Annotated in this window: 18 protein-coding genes; 13 read left to right on the top strand and 5 right to left on the bottom strand. The window is 72.3% G+C overall.

The window, feature by feature from the left end; genetic code table 11:
* The first annotated feature begins 306 nt into the window (after positions 1–306).
* The 7 genes from ACFW9O_RS20400 (at position 307) to ACFW9O_RS20430 (ending at position 8,673) form a co-directional block, all read left to right on the top strand.
* Entirely contained in the window at positions 307–1,914 is a 1,608-nt protein-coding gene (locus ACFW9O_RS20400; protein WP_384611080.1) for an ABC transporter substrate-binding protein, read from the top strand.
* A complete protein-coding gene (locus ACFW9O_RS20405) occupies positions 1,911–2,864 on the top strand; it encodes an ABC transporter permease (protein WP_351177919.1) in 954 nt (317 codons plus the stop codon). Before ACFW9O_RS20400 ends, ACFW9O_RS20405 begins: the two co-directional genes overlap by 4 nt.
* Positions 2,861–3,751, top strand: a complete 891-nt coding sequence (locus ACFW9O_RS20410; RefSeq protein WP_384611081.1) for an ABC transporter permease — start codon at positions 2,861–2,863, stop codon at positions 3,749–3,751. Before ACFW9O_RS20405 ends, ACFW9O_RS20410 begins: the two co-directional genes overlap by 4 nt.
* On the top strand, positions 3,748–4,824 hold the full coding sequence (locus tag ACFW9O_RS20415) for an ABC transporter ATP-binding protein (protein ID WP_351177916.1): 1,077 nt from the start codon (positions 3,748–3,750) through the stop codon (positions 4,822–4,824). The genes ACFW9O_RS20410 and ACFW9O_RS20415 overlap by 4 nt, the downstream gene beginning before the upstream one ends.
* 86 nt (positions 4,825–4,910) lie before the next feature.
* Positions 4,911–5,897, top strand: a complete 987-nt coding sequence (locus tag ACFW9O_RS20420; RefSeq protein WP_351177931.1) for an oligopeptide/dipeptide ABC transporter ATP-binding protein — start codon at positions 4,911–4,913, stop codon at positions 5,895–5,897.
* 64 nt (positions 5,898–5,961) lie between these two features.
* Positions 5,962–7,767: a gamma-glutamyltransferase family protein gene (locus ACFW9O_RS20425; RefSeq protein ID WP_384611083.1), complete on the top strand. Its 1,806-nt coding sequence runs from the start codon at positions 5,962–5,964 to the stop codon at positions 7,765–7,767.
* Between the two features lie 45 nt (positions 7,768–7,812).
* Positions 7,813–8,673, top strand: coding sequence for an inositol monophosphatase family protein (locus tag ACFW9O_RS20430; protein WP_384611084.1), 861 nt, complete (start codon positions 7,813–7,815; stop codon positions 8,671–8,673).
* Here the strand turns inward: ACFW9O_RS20430 and ACFW9O_RS20435 are convergent.
* On the bottom strand, positions 8,653–9,498 hold the full coding sequence (locus ACFW9O_RS20435; protein ID WP_384611086.1) for a nucleotidyltransferase domain-containing protein: 846 nt from the start codon (positions 9,496–9,498) through the stop codon (positions 8,653–8,655). The two genes, ACFW9O_RS20430 and ACFW9O_RS20435, sit on opposite strands and share 21 nt — an antisense overlap.
* An 86-nt stretch (positions 9,499–9,584) precedes the next feature.
* On the opposite strand from ACFW9O_RS20435, the gene ACFW9O_RS20440 reads away from it, so the two are divergent.
* Genes ACFW9O_RS20440 through ACFW9O_RS20455 form a run of 4 tightly spaced genes read left to right on the top strand, consistent with a single transcriptional unit; the run spans position 9,585 to position 13,636 of the window.
* Positions 9,585–11,000: a phytoene desaturase family protein gene (locus ACFW9O_RS20440; RefSeq protein WP_384611088.1), complete on the top strand. Its 1,416-nt coding sequence runs from the start codon at positions 9,585–9,587 to the stop codon at positions 10,998–11,000.
* Between the two features lie 41 nt (positions 11,001–11,041).
* Positions 11,042–11,578 (top strand): O-acetyl-ADP-ribose deacetylase, encoded by a 537-nt coding sequence (locus ACFW9O_RS20445; protein WP_351177901.1) that lies wholly within the window; start codon positions 11,042–11,044, stop codon positions 11,576–11,578.
* A 49-nt stretch (positions 11,579–11,627) separates the two neighbouring features.
* On the top strand, positions 11,628–13,100 hold the full coding sequence (locus ACFW9O_RS20450; protein ID WP_384611090.1) for an AlkA N-terminal domain-containing protein: 1,473 nt from the start codon (positions 11,628–11,630) through the stop codon (positions 13,098–13,100).
* A gap of 17 nt (positions 13,101–13,117) precedes the next feature.
* Complete coding sequence (locus ACFW9O_RS20455) at positions 13,118–13,636, top strand: methylated-DNA--[protein]-cysteine S-methyltransferase (RefSeq protein WP_384611092.1); 519 nt, start codon at positions 13,118–13,120, stop codon at positions 13,634–13,636.
* 25 nt (positions 13,637–13,661) lie between these two features.
* Here ACFW9O_RS20455 and ACFW9O_RS20460 read toward each other — a convergent pair whose 3' ends face one another.
* Positions 13,662–14,246: a TMEM165/GDT1 family protein gene (locus tag ACFW9O_RS20460; RefSeq protein ID WP_384611093.1), complete on the bottom strand. Its 585-nt coding sequence runs from the start codon at positions 14,244–14,246 to the stop codon at positions 13,662–13,664.
* 325 nt (positions 14,247–14,571) lie between these two features.
* Between ACFW9O_RS20460 and ACFW9O_RS20465 the strand changes: the two genes are divergently transcribed.
* Positions 14,572–14,976: a (2Fe-2S) ferredoxin domain-containing protein gene (locus ACFW9O_RS20465; RefSeq protein ID WP_351177889.1), complete on the top strand. Its 405-nt coding sequence runs from the start codon at positions 14,572–14,574 to the stop codon at positions 14,974–14,976.
* Positions 14,977–15,016: 40 nt separating this feature from the next.
* Here ACFW9O_RS20465 and ACFW9O_RS20470 read toward each other — a convergent pair whose 3' ends face one another.
* Positions 15,017–15,748 carry an NAD-dependent deacetylase gene (locus ACFW9O_RS20470; RefSeq protein ID WP_384611095.1) on the bottom strand — a complete coding sequence of 244 codons (732 nt, stop codon included), beginning with the start codon at positions 15,746–15,748 and terminating at the stop codon, positions 15,017–15,019.
* A 46-nt stretch (positions 15,749–15,794) separates the two neighbouring features.
* Positions 15,795–16,289 (bottom strand): NUDIX domain-containing protein, encoded by a 495-nt coding sequence (locus ACFW9O_RS20475; RefSeq protein WP_384611097.1) that lies wholly within the window; start codon positions 16,287–16,289, stop codon positions 15,795–15,797.
* A 130-nt stretch (positions 16,290–16,419) separates the two neighbouring features.
* On the opposite strand from ACFW9O_RS20475, the gene ACFW9O_RS20480 reads away from it, so the two are divergent.
* Positions 16,420–17,535: a glycerate kinase gene (locus tag ACFW9O_RS20480; RefSeq protein WP_384611295.1), complete on the top strand. Its 1,116-nt coding sequence runs from the start codon at positions 16,420–16,422 to the stop codon at positions 17,533–17,535.
* 137 nt (positions 17,536–17,672) lie between these two features.
* Here the strand turns inward: ACFW9O_RS20480 and ACFW9O_RS20485 are convergent, their stop codons facing one another.
* On the bottom strand, positions 17,673–18,395 hold the full coding sequence (locus ACFW9O_RS20485; RefSeq protein WP_384611099.1) for a PucR family transcriptional regulator: 723 nt from the start codon (positions 18,393–18,395) through the stop codon (positions 17,673–17,675).
* Positions 18,396–18,599: the final 204 nt, after the last annotated feature.

Genomic DNA, 18,599 nt, shown 5'->3' on the forward strand with positions numbered 1-18,599 from the left:
CTCCGGCCGGGCCGGGGAAGCCGCGGAGGCCCGCTCCCGCATGTGTGCAGTCACCACGCATGCTTTGTCAGGTACCTGACTTTCGCCGGGCGCCATCCCGGGCCGGGGCACCGGAAAACGCCGGGTGACCGGCTCCCACCTGCACAGTTCAGGCAATCCGCGCATCCCCGGGCGACCTGCCCGCACCGTTACCCGATCGTCAGAATTATCCGTCCGCTATGTGGGAGACCCCCTTGCACTGCGGACTGTATGCGAAATACGGTCTGCGATATTCCTTTGATCACTCCTGGCAGGAGGTAGGCCTTCGTGCGCCGAAAAGCGGTTGCCATGGTGGCGGTTGCCCTGGTGTTCCTGACCTCGGGCTGCGCTTCGCTGCAGTCCTCGGCGACCGAGGTCGGCGGTGTACGGAAGACCGATGACCGGTCCGTGCGCGACGGCGGGACCATCACGGTGGCTCTCAACTCGGATCCCGACAAGCTCGACCCCACGCTCGCCCAGACGCTCGTGGGCCGCACCGTCTTCGCGGGCATGTGCGAGAAGCTCTACGACATCGACGAGGACGGCACCCTCGTGCCGCAGCTCGCCGCGGCCCTGCCCACCACCTCGGCCGACGGCCTCACGGTCACGGTCCAGGTGCGCCCCGGCCTCACCTTCAGCGACGGAACGGCGCTCGACGCCGACGCGGTGGCCACCTCGCTGCTGCGCCACCGCGATCTCCCCGGCTCGGCGCGAGGTACGGAGCTCGCTCCGGCCCGCACCATCGAGGCCACCGGTCCGCACACCGTACGGATCGTGCTCGACCACCCCTACGTCCCGCTCACCGGCGTGCTCGCCGACCGCTCCGGGATGGTGATGTCGCCGACCGCACTCAAGAAGTACGGGAAGAACTTCACCAACCACCCGTCCTGCGTCGGCCCCTTCCGCTTCGTCGAGCGGGTCGGCGGCGACCGGATCGTCCTGGAGAAGGACCCCCACTACTACGACGCCGCCGAGGTGCACCTCGACCGGGTCGTCTACAAGCCCATCCCCGACGGCAACGTCAGGCTGGCCAATCTGCGCTCCGGCGACCTCCAGATCGGCGACCAGATGGCCCCGGTCGACGTGCGGAGCGCACTCACCGAGCCCAAGCTCCAGCTCTTCAACTCGCCCTCGCTCGGCTACCAGGGCATCGGCCTCAACGTCGGCAACGTCAAGGGGCTCGGCGAGAAGCCCGGGAAGATCGACACCCCCCTCGGCCGTGACGTCCGGGTCCGGGAGGCCTTCGAGCTCGCCATCGACCGCGAACTCATCAACAAGGTCGTCTTCCAGGGCATGTACGAACCGGCCTGCGGCCCGATCTCCCCGCAGTCCGCCATCGCCCCCGGCGTACCGCCGCAGGACTGCCCGAAGCGCGACGTCGCCAAGGCGAGGAAGCTGCTCGAGGAGGCGGGGGTGAAGACCCCCGTCAAGATCGAACTGAAGACCTCCACCACCCCGGAACAGGGACGCGTCGGCCAGGTCCTCCAGGCCATGGTCAAGGAGGCGGGCTTCGAACTCTCCCTGCGGCCCACCGAGTACGCCACGATGCTGGCCGAGACGGACGCCGGGAAGTACGACGTCTTCACCAGCGGCTGGTCCGGACGCCTCGACCCGGACGGCAACGTCTCCAACTTCCTCAAGACCTCGGGCGCCATGAACGCCTACGGTCTGGGCGACCCGGAGATCGACAAGCTGATCGCCGAAGGCCGTTCCGTCGCGGACCCGGCGAAGCGCGCCGGCATCTACGACGAACTGACCCGCAAGGTCCAGGCGGCCCACGCGATGATCTACCTCTACCGGCAGAAGAACTACGTCGTCGCCAACAAGGACGTCGCGGGCATCCGCGTCTACGGCGACGGACTGGTGCGCGTCACGACTGCGGGGTACACACGATGACCAAGTACTTGCTGACGCGCCTGCGCCAGTCCCTGATCACCCTCTTCCTCGTCAGCATGGTCGTCTTCGCGGGGATCCGGGCGCTGCCCGGAGACCCTGCGCTCGCCCTCGCCGGTGAGGAACGCAGCCCGGAGGCGCTCGCCGCTATCCGCGAGAGCTACGGACTGAACGACAACATCGTCGTCCAGTACGCCCGGTTCATCGGCCACGCGCTCACCGGCGACCTCGGGACCTCCTCCCGTACCGGACTCCCCGTGAGCGACGCCATCGCCCAGGCCCTGCCCGTCACCCTGGAACTTGCCGCGCTCTCCCTCCTCCTCGCGGTCGTCGTCGGCATCGGCGCCGGTGTGGTCGCCGCGGTCCGCCGCGGCAGGCCGGAGGAGTGGCTGGCCAACGCCATCGCGCTGATCGGCCTCTCCATCCCGACCTTCTGGCTCGGCATCGTGCTCGTCCTCGGACTCGCCATCGCCGTCCCCGTCTTCGCCGCCTCGGGCTACGTCCCCTTCGGCACCGATCCGGTCGACAACCTGCGCCGCATGGTGCTCCCCGCGATCGTCCTCGGATCCGGTCTCGCCGCCGTCGTGATGCGGCAGACCCGGGCCGCGATGCTCGACTCGATGTCCGCCGACTACGTCCGTACGGCACGCGCCAAGGGCCTCTCCCGGCGCGAGGTCATCGGCGGTCACGCCCTGCGCAACTCACTCGTCACCGTGGTCACCGTGCTCGGCCTGCAGCTCGGCCATCTGATCTCGGGGGCCGTCGTCACCGAGCAGATCTTCGTCCTGCCCGGGTTCGGCAAGCTCACCATCGACGCCGTCTTCACCCGTGACTACGCGACGCTGCAGGCCGTGGTGCTCTGCACCTCGGCCGCCTACATCCTCATCAACCTGCTGGTCGACGTGATCTATTCGGTCATCGACCCGCGCATCCGGCTCGGAGGTGCCCGGTGACCACAGTTACCCCCTCGCTCCCCGCCACGCCGAAGGTCACCGGGCGGCGTGCCGGCGGCGGACGGCTGCGGGCCCTGCGGAAGAACCGGCTCGCCCTCACCGGCGGGATCATCGCGGCCGTCTTCATCCTGGTCGCACTGTTCGCCCCGCTCATCGCCCCGTACGACCCCTCGCAGCCCGACTTCGGCAACGTACTCGCGGAACCCGGCGGGTCCCACTGGCTCGGCACCGACGACCTCGGCCGTGACCAGCTGTCCCGCATCGTGTTCGGCGCACGGGCCTCCATGCAGGTCGGTCTCGTCGCCGTCGTGCTGGCGTTCGTCATCGGCGTACCGCTCGGGCTCATCGGCGGCTACTACGGGAAGTTCGCCGACGGTGCGATCTCCCGGCTCACCGACACGATGCTGGCGTTCCCGTTCCTGGTGCTCGCCGTCGGCCTCGCCGCCATCCTCGGCCCGTCGCTGACGAACGCGACCATCGCGATCGGCATCTCGCAGATCCCCGCGGTCATCCGCATCACCCGCGCCGAGACACTCCGGCTCAAGCACGTCGACTACGTCGCGGCAGCCGTCGCCAACGGCGGCGGCGACGGCACCGTGCTCTTCCGGCACATCCTGCCCAACGCCACCTCCGCCCTGATCGTCCAGGCGACCGTCGGCATCCCCGCCGCGATCATCGGCGAGGCACTGCTCAGCTTCCTGGGCCTCGGAGTCCAGCCGCCCGACCCCTCGCTCGGCGTGATGCTGTCCGGCGCCCAGTCCTTCCTTGCCCCGGCCCCCTGGCTGGCGGTCTTCCCCGGCCTGGCGATCGTCGCCGCGACGCTGGCCTTCAATCTGCTCGGCGACGGGCTGCGTGACGTCCTCGACCCCCGTGGAGGAACCCGATGACCGGAACACCCGTGCGCGAACCCATCCTGAGCGTGCGCGACCTGTCGGTGTCCTTCCGCTCCGACTCCCGCACCGTGCACGCCGTCGACGGAGTCTCCTACGACCTGGCCCCCGGCGAAGTCCTCGCCGTGGTGGGGGAGTCGGGCTGCGGCAAGTCCGTGACCTCGATGGCCGTGATGGGGCTGCTGCCGCCCACCGCGCACATCGGCGGCTCCATACGGCTCGCCGGCCGCGAGCTGGTCGGAGCATCCGAGAAGGAGCTCCAGAAGGTCCGCGGCAAGGACATCGCGATGATCTTCCAGGAGCCGATGACCTCGCTGAACCCGGTCCTCACCATCGGCCGGCAGATCGGCGAGGTGGTCCGCAGGCACCAGGGACTGAGCAAGAAGGAGTCCAGGGCACGTGCCGTGGAACTCCTCGAACTCGTCGGCATCCCCGCCCCGTCGCGCCGCATCGACGAATACCCGCACCAGCTCTCCGGCGGCATGCGCCAGCGCGTGATGATCGCGATCGCCGTGGCCTGCGACCCGGCGGTACTCATCGCTGACGAGCCGACGACAGCCCTGGACGTGACCGTGCAGGCCGGGATCCTCGAGGTCCTGCAGTCGCTGCGCGAGCGGCTCGGCACCGCCATCGTCCTGGTCACGCACGACCTCGGTGTGGTGGCGGACGCCGCCGACCGGGTGCTCGTGATGTACGCGGGACGGGGCGTCGAACAGGCCCCGGTCCACGATCTGTTCGGCTCGGGACGCCACCCGTACACCCGGGGTCTGCTGGGAGCCGTGCTGCGGCCCGGCGGCGAGGGCAAGCGGCGGCTCCCCGAGATCCCCGGCCTCGTCCCCAGCCTCGACACCCAGCCCGACGCCTGCACGTTCGCGCCGCGCTGCGCCCGCGCCGACGACACCTGCACCTCGTCCCGGCCCGGCCTCACGGCCATCGACCCGCAGGCGGGCGCCGACGCGGCGCACCGGGCCGCCTGCTGGCACCCGCACACCGCGGACCCGGTCACGGAGGCCGGAGTGCCGGCCGCCGCCGGCGAGACCGCGCGAACCACCCAGGAGGCCGGAAAGTGACCACAGCACAGACCGTCCCCGCACCGCGCGGGAGCGACGACGAGAACGCGCCCCGCCCCCAGGGGCCGGTGCTCGAGATCGACGCCATGGAACGGCACTTCGGTGCCTCCGGCGGCGGTACCGTCCGCGCCGTCGACGGCGTCTCGATCACCATCGGCCGCGGGGAGGTCGTCGGCCTCGTCGGCGAGTCGGGCAGCGGCAAGTCGACCGTGGGCCGCTGCGCCGTACGCCTCGACGAACCCACCGGCGGCAGTGTCCGCATCAACGGCACCGACATCACCCACCTCTCGCGCCGGGCCCTGCGGCCGCTGCGCAAGGACTTCCACCTGGTCTTCCAGGACCCGTCGTCCTCGCTCGACCCCCGCATGACCATCGGGCAGATCATCGCCGAACCGCTGAGACTGAACCGGCAGGCCCGCGGGCCTGCCGTGCGCGCCCGGGTCGAGGAGCTCCTCGCCCAGGTCGGCCTGCGCCCCGAACACGCGGACCGGCATCCGCACGAGCTCTCGGGCGGGCAGCGCCAGCGCATCTCGATCGCCCGCGCGCTCTCCTGCGACCCCGACCTGGTCGTCGCCGACGAGCCGACATCGGCCCTGGACGTCTCCGTCCAGGCCTCCGTCCTCAACCTCCTCGCCGACCTCCAGCGCGACCGCGGTTTCGGCTGCCTGTTCATCACCCACGACCTGGCAGCCGTCGAGTTCCTCGCCGACCGGATCGCCGTGATGTACCTCGGCCAGATCGTCGAGCAGGCCCCGACCGCCGAACTCTTCGCCGCGCCCAAGCACCCCTACACCCAGGCCCTGCTCTCGGCCGCTCCCGTCCCGGACCCGGTCGACCAGCGCTCCCGCCGGCGCATCGTGCTCCACGGCGAGCTGCCCAGCCCCCTGGACCCGCCGCCCGGCTGCCGCTTCCACACCCGTTGCCCGCTCGCCACCGACCGGTGCCGCACCGAGGTCCCCGTGCTGCGCGAGCTGCCCGGCGGACGCCAGGTCTCCTGCCACCTCGTCGACGACGACGGTGCGGCCCCGGACGCGGCGGCCCCGGCTGCCGTGGCCCCGGCCGCGGCATCCTGACCCGTCGTCCTTACGATCCGAACAGCGCACCTCACAGCATCACCGCACCAAGGAGCCCTATCCCGTGTTCACCACCAGGCCCACCCTCCAGGGCACCTTCGGCATGGTGTCCTCCACCCACTGGCTCGCCTCGCAGTCCGCGATGGCAGTGCTGGAGGACGGCGGCAACGCCTACGACGCGGCCGTCGCCGCCGGATTCGTCCTGCACGTCGTCGAACCGCACCTCAACGGGCCCGCCGGCGAGGTGCCCATGATCGTGGCGCCCAGGGACGGCGACGTACAGGTCCTGTGCGGTCAGGGCCCGGCGCCCGCGGGGGCGACCATCGACCACTACCGCGGACTCGGCCTCGAGCTCGTTCCCGGCACCGGGCCCCTCGCGGCCGCCGTGCCCGGCGCGTTCGACGCCTGGATGCTGCTCCTGCGCGACCACGGCACCAAGACGCTCGGCGAGGTGCTGCGCTACGCGATCGGGTACGCCGAGGACGGCCACGCACCGGTCGAGCGGATCGGACAGACCGTCGAGACGGTCCGCGAGCTGTTCGAGAACGAATGGCAGTCGTCCGCCGAGGTCTACCTGCCCGGCGGAAAGTCCCCCGAGCCCGGTCAGCTGTTCCGCAACCCCGCACTCGCCGCGACCTGGCGGCGCCTGCAGACCGAGGCCGAGGAGACCGGCGGCGACGACCGCGTCGCACAGATCGAGGCCGCCCGGAAGGTCTGGAGCGAGGGCTTCATCGCCGAGGCGCTCGTCCGCCAGGCCGCGGTACCCACCCTGGACACCAGCGGCACCCACCACACGGGCACCCTCACCGCCGCCGACCTGGCCGGCTGGTCCGCGTCGTACGAGGCCCCGGCCACGTACGACTGGAACGGCTGGACCCTGGCCAAGGCGGGCGGCTGGAGCCAGGGCCCCGCCTTCCTCCAGCAGCTCGCCCTGCTGCCGGCCGAACTGCCCGCCTACGGCTCCGCCGACTACGTCCACCTCCTCGTCGAGGGCTGCAAGCTCGCCATGGCCGACCGCGAGGCCTGGTACGGCGACGCCGCCGACGTGCCCCTCGACGTGCTGCTCTCCGAGCCGTACAACGCGGCACGCCGCGCCCTCGTCACCGCCGAGGCCTCGTGCGAGCTGCGCCCCGGCAGCCCCGGGGGCCGTACCCCCGTCCTCAGCGCACACGCCCACGCCGTCGCCTCCGGCGAGTCCGGATTCGACGCCATGGGCATACCGGCCGCCGGCGCGGGCGAGCCGACCGTCGCCAAGGACGGCGCGACCCGCGGCGACACCTGCCACCTCGACGTCGTCGACCGCTGGGGCAACATGGTCTCCGCCACCCCCAGTGGTGGCTGGCTCCAGTCCAACCCGGTCGTGCCCGAGCTCGGCTTCCCGCTCGGTACCCGCCTCCAGATGGCCTGGCTCGACGAGGGGCTGCCCAACTCCCTCACCCCGGGCCGCCGCCCCCGGACCACCCTGACCCCGTCCCTCGCGCTCCGCGACGGCGTCCCGGTCATGGCGTTCGGCACGCCGGGCGGCGATCAGCAGGACCAGTGGCAGCTCCACTTCTTCCTCGCTGTCGCGCTGCGCTCCGAGGTCCGTGGCGGCCTCGACCTGCAGGGCGCCATCGACGCCCCGAACTGGCACAACGACAGCTTCCCCGGCTCCTTCTTCCCCCGGGGGATGAGGCCCGGCAGCATGACCGTCGAGGAGGGAATGGACCCGGAGGTCATCGAGGAGCTGCGCCGCCGCGGCCACGACGTCACGGTCGGCGACCCGTGGTCCGAGGGGCGCATGTGTGCCGTCGCCCGCGATCCGGAGACCGGAGTGCTGTCGGCCGCCGCCAATCCGCGCGGCATGCAGGGGTACGCGGTCGGCCGCTGACCGCCCACCTGCGATGTCCCCCGGCGACCGTGCTTAGCTGGAGGCATGATCGATGACTTCCTCGCTGCGGACGCAGGGAACCTGACCGAGGTCGAGGCGGCGGTCCGCGCAGCGGCCGCCGCCGAGATCATGCCCCGGTACCGGCAGCTCGCCACGCACGAGATCGTGCAGAAGAGCGGCCCGCACGACCTGGTCACCGCTGCCGACCGGGGTGCCGAGGAGCACCTCACCGCGTCGCTGACCCGGCTCCTGCCCGGATCGGCCGTCGTCGGCGAGGAGGCCGTCCACGCCGACCCGTCGGTGTACGACGCACTGGGCGAGGACGCGCCCGTCTGGATCGTCGACCCGGTCGACGGCACCCGCCAGTTCGTCCACGGCGAACCCGGCTTCTGCACCCTGGTGGCCCTCGCCCACCGCGGCGAGGTGCTCGCCTCCTGGACGTACGCCCCCGCGCTGGGCGAGATGGCCGTCGCCGTACGAGGCCGTGGGGCCACGCTCAACGGCGCGCCGCTGCACAGCGGTTCGCCCGTGCCGGGCGCCGTCCTCAGGGTGGCGATGTCCCACCCCGACTACACCTCCGACGCCCAGAAGCGTGCGTTGCTCGGCCTGCGCACCGAAGGCATCGAGGCACGTTCCTGCGGATCGGCGGGCCTCGAGTACCTCGCCGTCGCCTGCGGTGCGCAGGACGCGGTCGCCTTCAACTGGGAACTGGCCTGGGACCACGCGGCCGGCCTGCTCCTGGTCGCCGAGGCGGGCGGCACCCAGTCCACGCTCGCCGGGCTCCCGTACCGCATCACCGGCGGCAACGCCCTCCCCTTCACGGCCGCCCGCGACGCGGCGACGGCCGATGCGGTCCTCACCGCGTTGCGCGACGGCGTATCCGGTTCAGGCTCCTCCGGCGCCTGAGACCGCGTCGCCGCCTTCCAGTACCCGCTGCACCTCCCGTACGACCGCGGCCGCCGTCTCCACCGCGTCCGCGTCCAGGCCGCGCAGCGCCCGGGAGACCCGGTCCGCGAAGCCCGCAGGGGTGTCGGGGAGGGCGGCGGCCGCCGCGAGCGCGCCCTTCTCGTTGAGGCACCAGGTGCGGTGGTGGGCGTGGAGGGACTGGGCGAGGACGCCGAACGCCCTCGACAGGCACAGGGCCACATGGAGCGTGTCGCCGGACGGGGCGGACTTGCGGGCCGAGGCCACGGAGAAGCCGGCTTCCCACGCGGCGTCGACGAGCGCCGTGCGCAAGGGCTCCGGATAGGTGCGCACCGTCTCCTGAAGGGCCGTCAACTCCCCGTGCGGATCCTCGAGTACGCGCCCGAGCGCGACCTCTCCCACATAACAGGGGGACCAGAAGCCCAGCGGGTGGCCGGGCTGGACGCCCACCTCGAAGCGGCCCTCGCGGCAGTCGGACCAGACCGACTCCACCCGGTCCAGATCGCGCAGGATCCAGTCGACCGCGACACCGTCCACCGTCAGCCACGCACCGCCGTTGACCCACGGCCCCCAGCCGCCCGGCCCCGCAACCGCCACCGGGGAACCCTGGGCCCCGGACGCCAGGGCGGTCAGTCCTGCCAGGCCGGGGGTGCCGCGGTAGTAGACACCCAGGTCCCAGTCGGAATCCGGCCGGTGGGTGCCGCGGGCCCGGCTGCCGCCGAGGACGACGGCCCTGATTCCGGGCAGTGCGGCAAGCCGGGAGGCCATCGCGGAGACGGCGGGCGGAGGTACGGAAGCGTTGTTCATCGGTCGGGAGGCTACCCGCGGGCCGGTTGTCGGCGCGCCCGAATATCCTGGGTGTCCTGGCCACCGGCTGACAGAGGAGTCCGAAGGTGCCATCGATGCTGGATGCCGTCGTCGTGGGGGCGGGCCCCAACGGGCTGACGGCCGCGGCAGAACTGGCCCGCCGCGGCTTCGCCGTCGAGGTCTTCGAAGCCGCGGAGACCGTCGGAGGCGGTGCCCGCACCGAGGAGCTCACCCTCCCGGGCTTCCGACACGATCCGTGTTCCGCCGTGCACCCTCTGGGGATCGGCTCACCCGCCTTCGACGCGATGCCGCTGGCCCGGCACGGCCTCGAATGGCTGCAGCCCCGGCTGGCGCTCGCCCACCCCTTCCCGGACGGATCCGCCGCCGTGCTCACCCGGTCCGTGGGAGAGAGCGCCATGTCCCTCGGCCCCGAGGACGCGGGCGCGTACCGCAGGCTGGTCTCGCCCTACACCGGCCACTGGGACACACTCGCCGCGGACTTCCTGCGCACCCCGTGGGACGGGCTGCCCCGCGACCCGTACCGCTGGGCGCGCTTCGGCCTCGACGCGATCCAGCCCGCCACGCTGCTCTCCCGCCGCTTCAAGGGCGCCAAGGCGCGCGGACTCATCGCCGGGCTCGCCGCCCACGCCATCGCGCCCACCAGCGGCATCGCGACGAGCGGAATCGCCCTGATGTTCGCGCTCGCCGCGCACGAGAAGGGCTGGCCCGTGCCCCGCGGCGGCTCGCAGGCCATCTCCGACGCCCTCGCCTCGTACCTGCGTGAACAGGGGGGCGAGATCCGTACGGGCATCGAGGTCAAACGTCTGGACGAGCTTCCGCCCGCCCGTGCGTACATCTTCGACACCTCGCCTACCGCACTCGCCCGCATCGCCGGACTCGGCAGCGCCTACAGCGGCTACCGCTACGGCGCCTCCTGCTTCAAGATCGACTACGCCCTGTCGGGACCCGTCCCGTGGACCGCGGAGGAGGCCAGGCGAGCCGGCACGGTCCATGTCGGCCCCACGGCCGGTGAGATCGACGCCGCCCTGCGCGCCGCGGTGTCGGGCCGTGACCCGGACGTCCCCTTCCTGATCACCGCACAGCCGAGCCTCGTCGACCCGTCCCGGGCCCCCGAGGGCCGCCATGTCTTCTGGGTGTACGGACACGTCCCGGCAGGCTGGGAAGGCGACGCGACGGAGGTCATCGAACGGCAGCTGGAGCGCTTCGCCCCCGGATTCCGCGATCTCGTGCTCGCCCGCGCGACCGCCGGCCCGCCCCAACTCGCCGTGCGCAACGCCAATTACGTCGGCGGAGACATCGCGACCGGGGCGTTCGCCGGGCTCCAGACGGTGATACGTCCCAAACTCGCCCGCGTCCCGTACGCCACCGCCCACCCAGCGGTTTTCCTCTGTTCCTCGGCCACCCCGCCCGGCCCCGGCGTGCACGGAATGTCCGGCCATCACGCTGCGAAGGCGGTGTGGCGCCGTCTGCGGGCCACGTGAGCGTCCCGCACGGCCCCGCCCGGCAACGGCATGATGTCCGCATGAGCAGATCTGAGGCCGTCAACGTCACCCTGGCCCGCGGCGACATCACCCGGCAGAAGGCCGACGCCCTTGTCAACGCCGCGAATTCGAGTCTCCTCGGCGGGGGCGGTGTCGACGGCGCGATCCACCGCCGCGGCGGCCCGGAGATCCTGGCCGCGTGCCGTGAACTGCGCGCCTCGCACTACGGAAAGGGGCTGCCGACCGGCCGGGCCGTGGCCACGACGGCAGGCCGGCTCGACGCCACGTGGGTCATCCACACCGTCGGTCCGGTCTGGAGCGGCGCCGAGGACCGGTCGGAGCTGCTCGCCTCCTGCTACCGCGAATCCCTGCGTGTGGCAGCGGAGTTGGGCGCGCGCACCGTGGTGTTCCCTGCCGTGTCCACCGGCATCTTCGGCTGGCCCATGGATGACGCCGCCCGCATCGCCGTCCGTACGGTGCTGGCCGAGGCGGCTCCGCCCGTCGAGGAGGTGCGCTTCGTGCTGTTCGACGCACACGCCTACATCGAGTTCGAGGAGGCCCTGGCAGCGCAAGGCTGATGTCGGATTTCCGCCAGCCCTGCCGCCGTGGATGCCCGATGCTTGAAGCATGCACACCGACACCGAACGCTGCGTGCGGGCCGTACAGTCGAAGGACGCCCGTTTCGACGGCTGGTTCTTCACCGCTGTCCTGACCACCCGGATCTACTGCCGGCCCAGCTGTCCCGTCGTGCCGCCCAAGGTCCGCAACATGACGTTCTACCCCAGCGCCGCCGCCTGCCAGCAGGCCGGATTCCGGGCCTGCAAGCGATGCCGGCCCGACACCAGCCCCGGCTCACCGGAGTGGAACGCCCGGGCCGACTCCGTGGCCCGCGCCATGCGCCTCATCCAGGACGGGGTGGTCGACCGGGAGGGCGTGCCGGGTCTCGCCGCGCGGCTCGGCTACTCGGCCCGCCAGATCGAGCGCCAGCTGCTCGCGGAGCTCGGCGCGGGCCCCCTCGCGCTGGCCCGTTCCCAGCGTGCCCAGACCGCGCGGGTGCTCATCGAGACGACCGGACTCCCCATGGCCGAGGTGGCGTTCGCGGCCGGTTTCGCCTCCGTCCGCACCTTCAACGACACCGTCCGCGAGGTCTTCGCGCTCGCCCCCGGGGAACTGCGCACCCGTGCGGCACGCGGGGCCGGGGCGGCCGAGGCTCCCGGAGTCATCACGCTGCGGCTGCCGTACCGCGCCCCGCTCAACCCCAGCAACCTCTTCGGGCACCTCGCCGCGACGGCGGTCCCCGGAGTCGAGGAATGGCGTGACGGCGCCTACCGCCGCACGCTCGCCCTCCCGCACGGACACGGCATCGTGGCGCTCACCCCGCGGCCCGACCACATCGCCTGCCGGCTCTCCCTCACCGATCCGCGTGATCTCACCCAGGCCATCAGCCGGTGCCGCAGACTGCTCGACCTGGACGCCGACCCCGTGGCCGTGGACGAGCAGCTGCGCTCCGATCCGCTGCTCGCGCCGCTGGTCGACGCGGCCCCCGGCCGCCGGGTGCCGCGCACGGTCGACGCCGCGGAGTTCGCCGTACGAGCGGTCCTCGGCCAGCAGGTCTCCACGGCGGCCGCGCGTACCCACGCCGCCCGCCTGGTCGCCGCCCACGGCGTACCCGTCGAGGACCCCGAGGGCGGCCTCACCCATCTCTTCCCGACCGCGGAGGCCCTGGCCGGACTCGATCCCGAGACCCTCGCGCTGCCGCGCAGCCGCCGCACCACGCTCACCACCCTGGTCGGGGCTCTTGCCGACGGCTCGTTGCACCTGGGGGAGGGCACCGACTGGGACGCGGCCAGGGCAGAACTGTCCGCCCTGCCGGGCTTCGGCCCCTGGACGGTCGAAGTGATCGCCATGCGGGCGCTCGGGGACCCGGACGCGTTCCTCCCCACCGACCTCGGCATCCGCCGGGCGGCCGAGCGGCTCGGCCTCCCCGCCACCCCCGCGGCGCTCACCGCGCGCGCCGCGCACTGGCGGCCCTGGCGCGCGTACGCGGTCCAGTACCTGTGGACCGTCGACGACCACCCCATCAACCACCTGCCCGTCTGAGGGCGTAAGGACGAACCATGACCACCACACCCACGGTGACCAGGCAGCACACGGTCATCGACAGCCCGTACGGGGCCCTCACCCTGGTCGCCACCGACGGCGTACTGGCCGGCCTGTACATGACCGGACAGCGCCACCGGCCGCCGGAGGAGACCTTCGGCGAGCCCGACCCGCGGCCGTTCACCGAGACGGTCCGCCAGCTGGGCGCGTACTTCACTGGAGAGCTGAGGACGTTCGACCTGCCGCTGCACCTGGCCGGCACCCCGTTCCAGCGCAGTGTCTGGGCCGGGCTCCAGGAGATTCCGTACGGCGAGACCTGTTCGTACGGTGAACTGGCCGAACACCTCGGCAAGCCCGGCGCCTCCCGTGCGGTGGGCCTCGCCAACGGCAAGAACCCCATCGGGATCATCGTCCCCTGCCACCGGGTCGTCGGAGCGTCGGGAAGCCTCACCGGGTACGGCGGCGGGCTGGAGCGCAAGCAGCGGCTGCTGGACTTCGAGCGGGGGACCGGGGACGAGGTACAGGCCCTGTTCTGAGGGCCCGCCCGGCCTCCCGTACGGATCAGCTCGTGAAGATCTCGACGACCGACCAGATCGCGAGCCCGAGCATGCACACACCACCGATGCGCTGCACGGTCTTCAGGGGCACCCTCTTGGCGATGAAGCGCCCGGCCAGCAGTGCCAGCGCCGAGACGGACATGAGGGCGGCGGCAGCCCCGATGGCCGTGGACCAGGTGCCGTTGCTCGCCGCGAGGTTCGCGGTGGTGATCTGCGTCAGGTCGCCCCATTCGCTGATGAAGACGGCCATGAAAGCGGTCGAGTAGACCGGCCAGAAGCCGGTCACGGTCTTGATCTCGTCCTCGTCGTCCTCGTCACCGCCGCCACTGCGCAGCAGCATGAACGCGCCGAAGGCGAAGAGGGAGGCCGAGACCAGCTTGACGATCCAGTCGGGCAGCAGGCCGATCAGACCGCCCGCGCCGACCGCGATGGCGACATGCACGATGAAGGCGGACGACGTACCGAACCAGACATACAGCGGCCGCATGCGCGTGCCCATGGCCAGCGAGGCGAACATCGTCTTGTCGGGGAGCTCCGCGAGGAAGATCAGCCCGAAGGCGGTGAGGATCGCCAGGAGGTCGAGATGCATTCCGGGTGGCTTTCTGTACGAGCCGGGCCCCGGGCCTTTCGCGAAGCGCCGCTCGGGCTTCTCGGAGGACCACTCGGCCCGGCATGACGGCAGCGCCCGCAGGACGCGGGCGTGTCATACCTGACCGAAGGTCTCGCCCACCCGTAAGGATCTACGAGCCCGGCCACCGGGAACCCGAAGGCTCCAGTGTGTCGACGACCGGTTTGCGGGGCTACTCCCCTTCGCAGCCGTCAACACTACCCCACCCCGGGGCCCGGACCGCCGGGGGAGCCGCTCGGTACAGTCCTACGGTGATCAACCGCGCCACCACCGGGAGTTCCTCCGCATGAGCCGCCGTACCCGCAGGCCCGCCGCCGGGCCGGGACCCTCCCGGCCCACCGTCAGCGTCTGCCGGGGCTGCTGCTGCGGCACCCCGAAGATCCCCGGCGTGGACCACGCCGGGCAGCTGGCAGAGCTGCGGCAGTCCCTCGACGGGGTCGCCACCGTGCGTGCCGTGGAGTGCCTGGACGCCTGCGAGCAGGGCAACGTCATCGTGGTGCAGCCCTCCGCCGAGGGACGCGGCGCCGGTGGCCGGCCGGTCTGGCTCGGTCTGGTGAACGATCCGCACGCCGTCGCGGACATCGTGACCTGGGCGGGGGACGGCGGACCCGGTCTCGCCGAGGCGCCCGAGATTCTGGACCTGTACGTGTTCAAGCCGTCGCGCCGGGTCCAGGGAGGCCTGGAGGAGTAGGCCGTGCCGGAGGGGCGAAAACGATCACAGCGTACGGCGGCTAGGCGCCCGCTCCGGCGGACAGGCGCTCCAGCAGCGTCGGCAGGGCCGTCCCGATGGGTTCGCGGATCGTCTCCTCCGCCAGCTCGTCGTACGGGGTCGGGTCGGCATTCATCACGATGAGCCGGGCGCCGTGCTCCACGGCGATGCCTGCCAGGGAGGCCGCGGGCTGGACCTGAAGGGTCGTGCCCACCGCGACGAACACCTGGCTCGCCTTGGTGATCGCCATCGCCTCGGCCAGGACCTGCGGATCCAGGCGCTCACCGAACATGACCGTTGCGGACTTCAGGATTCCGCCGCAGACAGCACACGGCGGGTCCGCCTCGCCGGCTTCGACCCGGGACAGCGCCTGCTCCATGGAGGACCGGGCACGGCAGCGCGTACAGACGACCTCGCGTGCGGTGCCGTGGAGCTCGACGACCTTGCGGGCGGACAGGCCGGCCAGCTGGTGCAGTCCGTCGATATTCTGCGTGAGGACCCGCACCGGTGTACCCGACCGCTCGAGTGCCGCGACGGCACGGTGGGCCGCGTTCGGCTCGGCCTTCCAGGTCGCACTGGTGCGACGCATCTGCCAGGAGCGGCGCCGGATCTCGGGATCGGACATGTAGAAGTCGTAGGTGACGAGCTTCTCCGCCTCCGGGTCCTTCCGCCAGAGCCCTTGCGGCCCACGGTAGTCGGGGATGCCGGAGTCCGTGGAGATGCCGGCGCCGCTGAGGATCGCGACGAGAGTCATGGCACGAGCGTACGCACCGGCCCGTACCGCCCGCGATCAGTTTTCGTCACCGTCCTGCCGGTTCGCCGTCCTCCAGCTCGGCCGTGCCCGCGCCGGAGTCCCGCACGTCCAGCGCCGCCAGGACCCTGAGGCGGAGCGACCCGCGCAGATGGCCGGCGAGGTCGGCGCGGTCCACCAACTTCCAGGACAGCAGCTCCTCCTCCTGGAGGCGGATCGACTCGAACTGTTCCGCCGACAGCACACCACCGTCGTACAGGTACGCGACGATCGGCGGACGCGCCGGACCGCGCGCCCAGTCGACCGCGAGCAGCCGGCCCGGCTCCAGATCGAGGCCGATCTCCTCCGCCGTCTCCCGGCGCGCGGCCTGCCGGGGGCTCTCGCCCGCATCGGATTCGACCGTGCCGCCCGGCAGCGCCCAGCCTTCGCGATAGTTCGGCTCGACGAGCAGGATCCGCCCCTGCCCGTCGAGGAAGAGCGATGCCGCCGCGGCCAGTACCCGGGGCAGGCCCGCGATGTACGCGGCGTAGTCGGTTGAGGTCATGGCGGCAGCGTAGAGGCAGGCCGGACGGTCCTGGACAGCCATGGGCAGGGAGGGGGTCGTCCGGATAGGGTCGGGGCGGCGCGACTGCCTGTTCGAAAGCAAAGGATGCAAGGTGACGGACGGAGCAGTGATGGAGACCGCCCGCGTGCTCGTCGCGGCGGACAAGTTCAAGGGCTCGCTCACGGCCGTACAGGTCGCGGAGCGGGTGACGGCCGGACTGCGGCGCGTCGTCCCCGGGGTGCGGGTCGAGACCCTGCCTGTCGCGGACGGCGGCGACGGCACGGTCGCGGCGGCGGTGGCCGCCGGATTCGAGCGCCGCGAGGCGCGGGTGACCGGACCGCTGGGCACACCCGTCGACGCGGCGTACGCGGTGCGCGACACCACGGCCGTGGTGGAGATGGCCGAGGCATCGGGCCTCCAGCACCTACCCGCGGGGCAGTTCGCCCCGCTCACGGCCACCACGTACGGCTCCGGCGAACTGCTGCGGGCCGCACTCGACGCGGGCGCGCGGACGATCGTGTTCGGGGTCGGCGGCAGCGCCACCACGGATGGCGGCGCAGGCATGCTCGCCGCGCTGGGTGCCCGCTTCCTGGACAGGGACGGCAAGCCCGTCGGCCCCGGCGGAGGAGGGCTCGCCGAGCTGGCCGAGGCCGATCTGTCGGGGCTCGACCCACGGCTGACGGACATCGACCTGATCCTGGCCAGCGACGTGGACAACCCGCTGACCGGCCCGAAGGGCGCCCCCGAGGTGTACGGGCGGCAGAAGGGCGCCACCGAGGACGACATCGCGGTCCTCGACGCGGCGCTCGCCCACTACGCCTCCGTCCTGGGACCCGAGCACGCCGCCCTCCCCGGGGCCGGCGCCGCCGGAGGCATCGGCTACGGCGCACTGGTCGCGCTGGGGGCACGCTTCCGGCCCGGCATCGAGGTCATGCTCGACGTCCTGGGCTTCGCCCCGGCGCTCGCCCGCGCCACGCTCGTCGTCACCGGCGAGGGATCGCTCGACGAGCAGACCCTGCACGGCAAGGCCCCGGCGGGCGTCGCCGCGGCGGCCCGTGCCGCGGGCGTGGAGGTCGTCGCCGTCTGCGGACGACTCGCCCTGCCGCCCGAGGCGCTGGAAGGGGCCGGGATCCGACGGGCCTACGCCCTGACGGAACTCGAACCCGATCCGGCCGTCTGCATGGCGCAGGCAGGACCCCTGCTGGAACGCGTGGCCGAGGCGATCGCCCGCGACTTCCTGGCGTGACGCACAGCCTCCTGTCGTGACGCACAGCGGTGAGGGGGGCGGGCCCGCCCCCCGCACCGCCGGGCCGCCCCCCAGAGCCCGAAGGGCCCCAGGGCCCACAAGATCACGAAAAGCGCGCGCGGCCCGGTAAACCCCCCTCACCGCTGTGCCGCCACCGAGAGCCGGAAGGCCTCCAGGGCCAGCATGATCTCGATCAGCTCGCGCGGCCGTGACAGCGACCGTGACGTCAGCTGCTCCAGCCGCCGCAACCGGTTCAGCACGGTGTTGCGGTGGCAGTACAGGAGTCCCGCCGCCCGCCCCGCGGACCCTCCGCAGTCCAGCCAGGCCTCCAGCGTCCGCACCAGCAACTCCCGGTCCGCCGGGTCCAGGCCCAGCAGCGGGCCGAAGACACTCGCGACCAGCCGGGCAGCCAGCTCCGGCCGGCTCACCACCAGCGCCGCCGGCAGCCGCTCCTCCAGCCGCACGATCCGGGCCGTGCCCGGGGGACAGGTCAGCAGTGCCACATCGGCCAGCCGGCGCGCCGATCCCAGCTCGGCGAGCGACTCCACCACCGGACTGATCCCTCCCGGACCGGGAAACCGCTCCACCAGGACCGCGGTGAGTTCGTCCGTGTCCCGCTCGCCCAGGGCCACGACCACGATCTCGCAGTCCGCCCGCGTCCGCCGGAGGAAGGTCATCCCGTCCGCGTCCATGACCGGACGGTCCGGCCCGTCGCCCGTCCGCAGCACCGCCACCGCGTAACGGCCCTGCTCCGGCAGCCCGAGACCGGCCGCCGCACGCGCCGCGAGTCCCGGCGCGGACCGGTCCTCGAGGAGGGCGTCGAGCAGCGCCTGGACCCGTTCGTCACTGCGCCGCTGCATGTCATCGCTCCGTTCCGCAGCCGGGCCGCTCATGGCTCGTGACGATGCCACCCGCCGCGAGGCGTGCGACAGCGGATCACGTGGCTCTGTGCGCGTGCACAACCGCACCCTTCGAACGCTGGTCAGACGCAGCGATTGCGCCGCGGACCGTGGACGCGCGGCCCGCCCCCTGCTGGTCTGTGGCACCACAACGACCAGTCGGAA

This window comes from Streptomyces sp. NPDC059499, from assembly GCF_042749285.1.
Classification (GTDB): domain Bacteria; phylum Actinomycetota; class Actinomycetes; order Streptomycetales; family Streptomycetaceae; genus Streptomyces.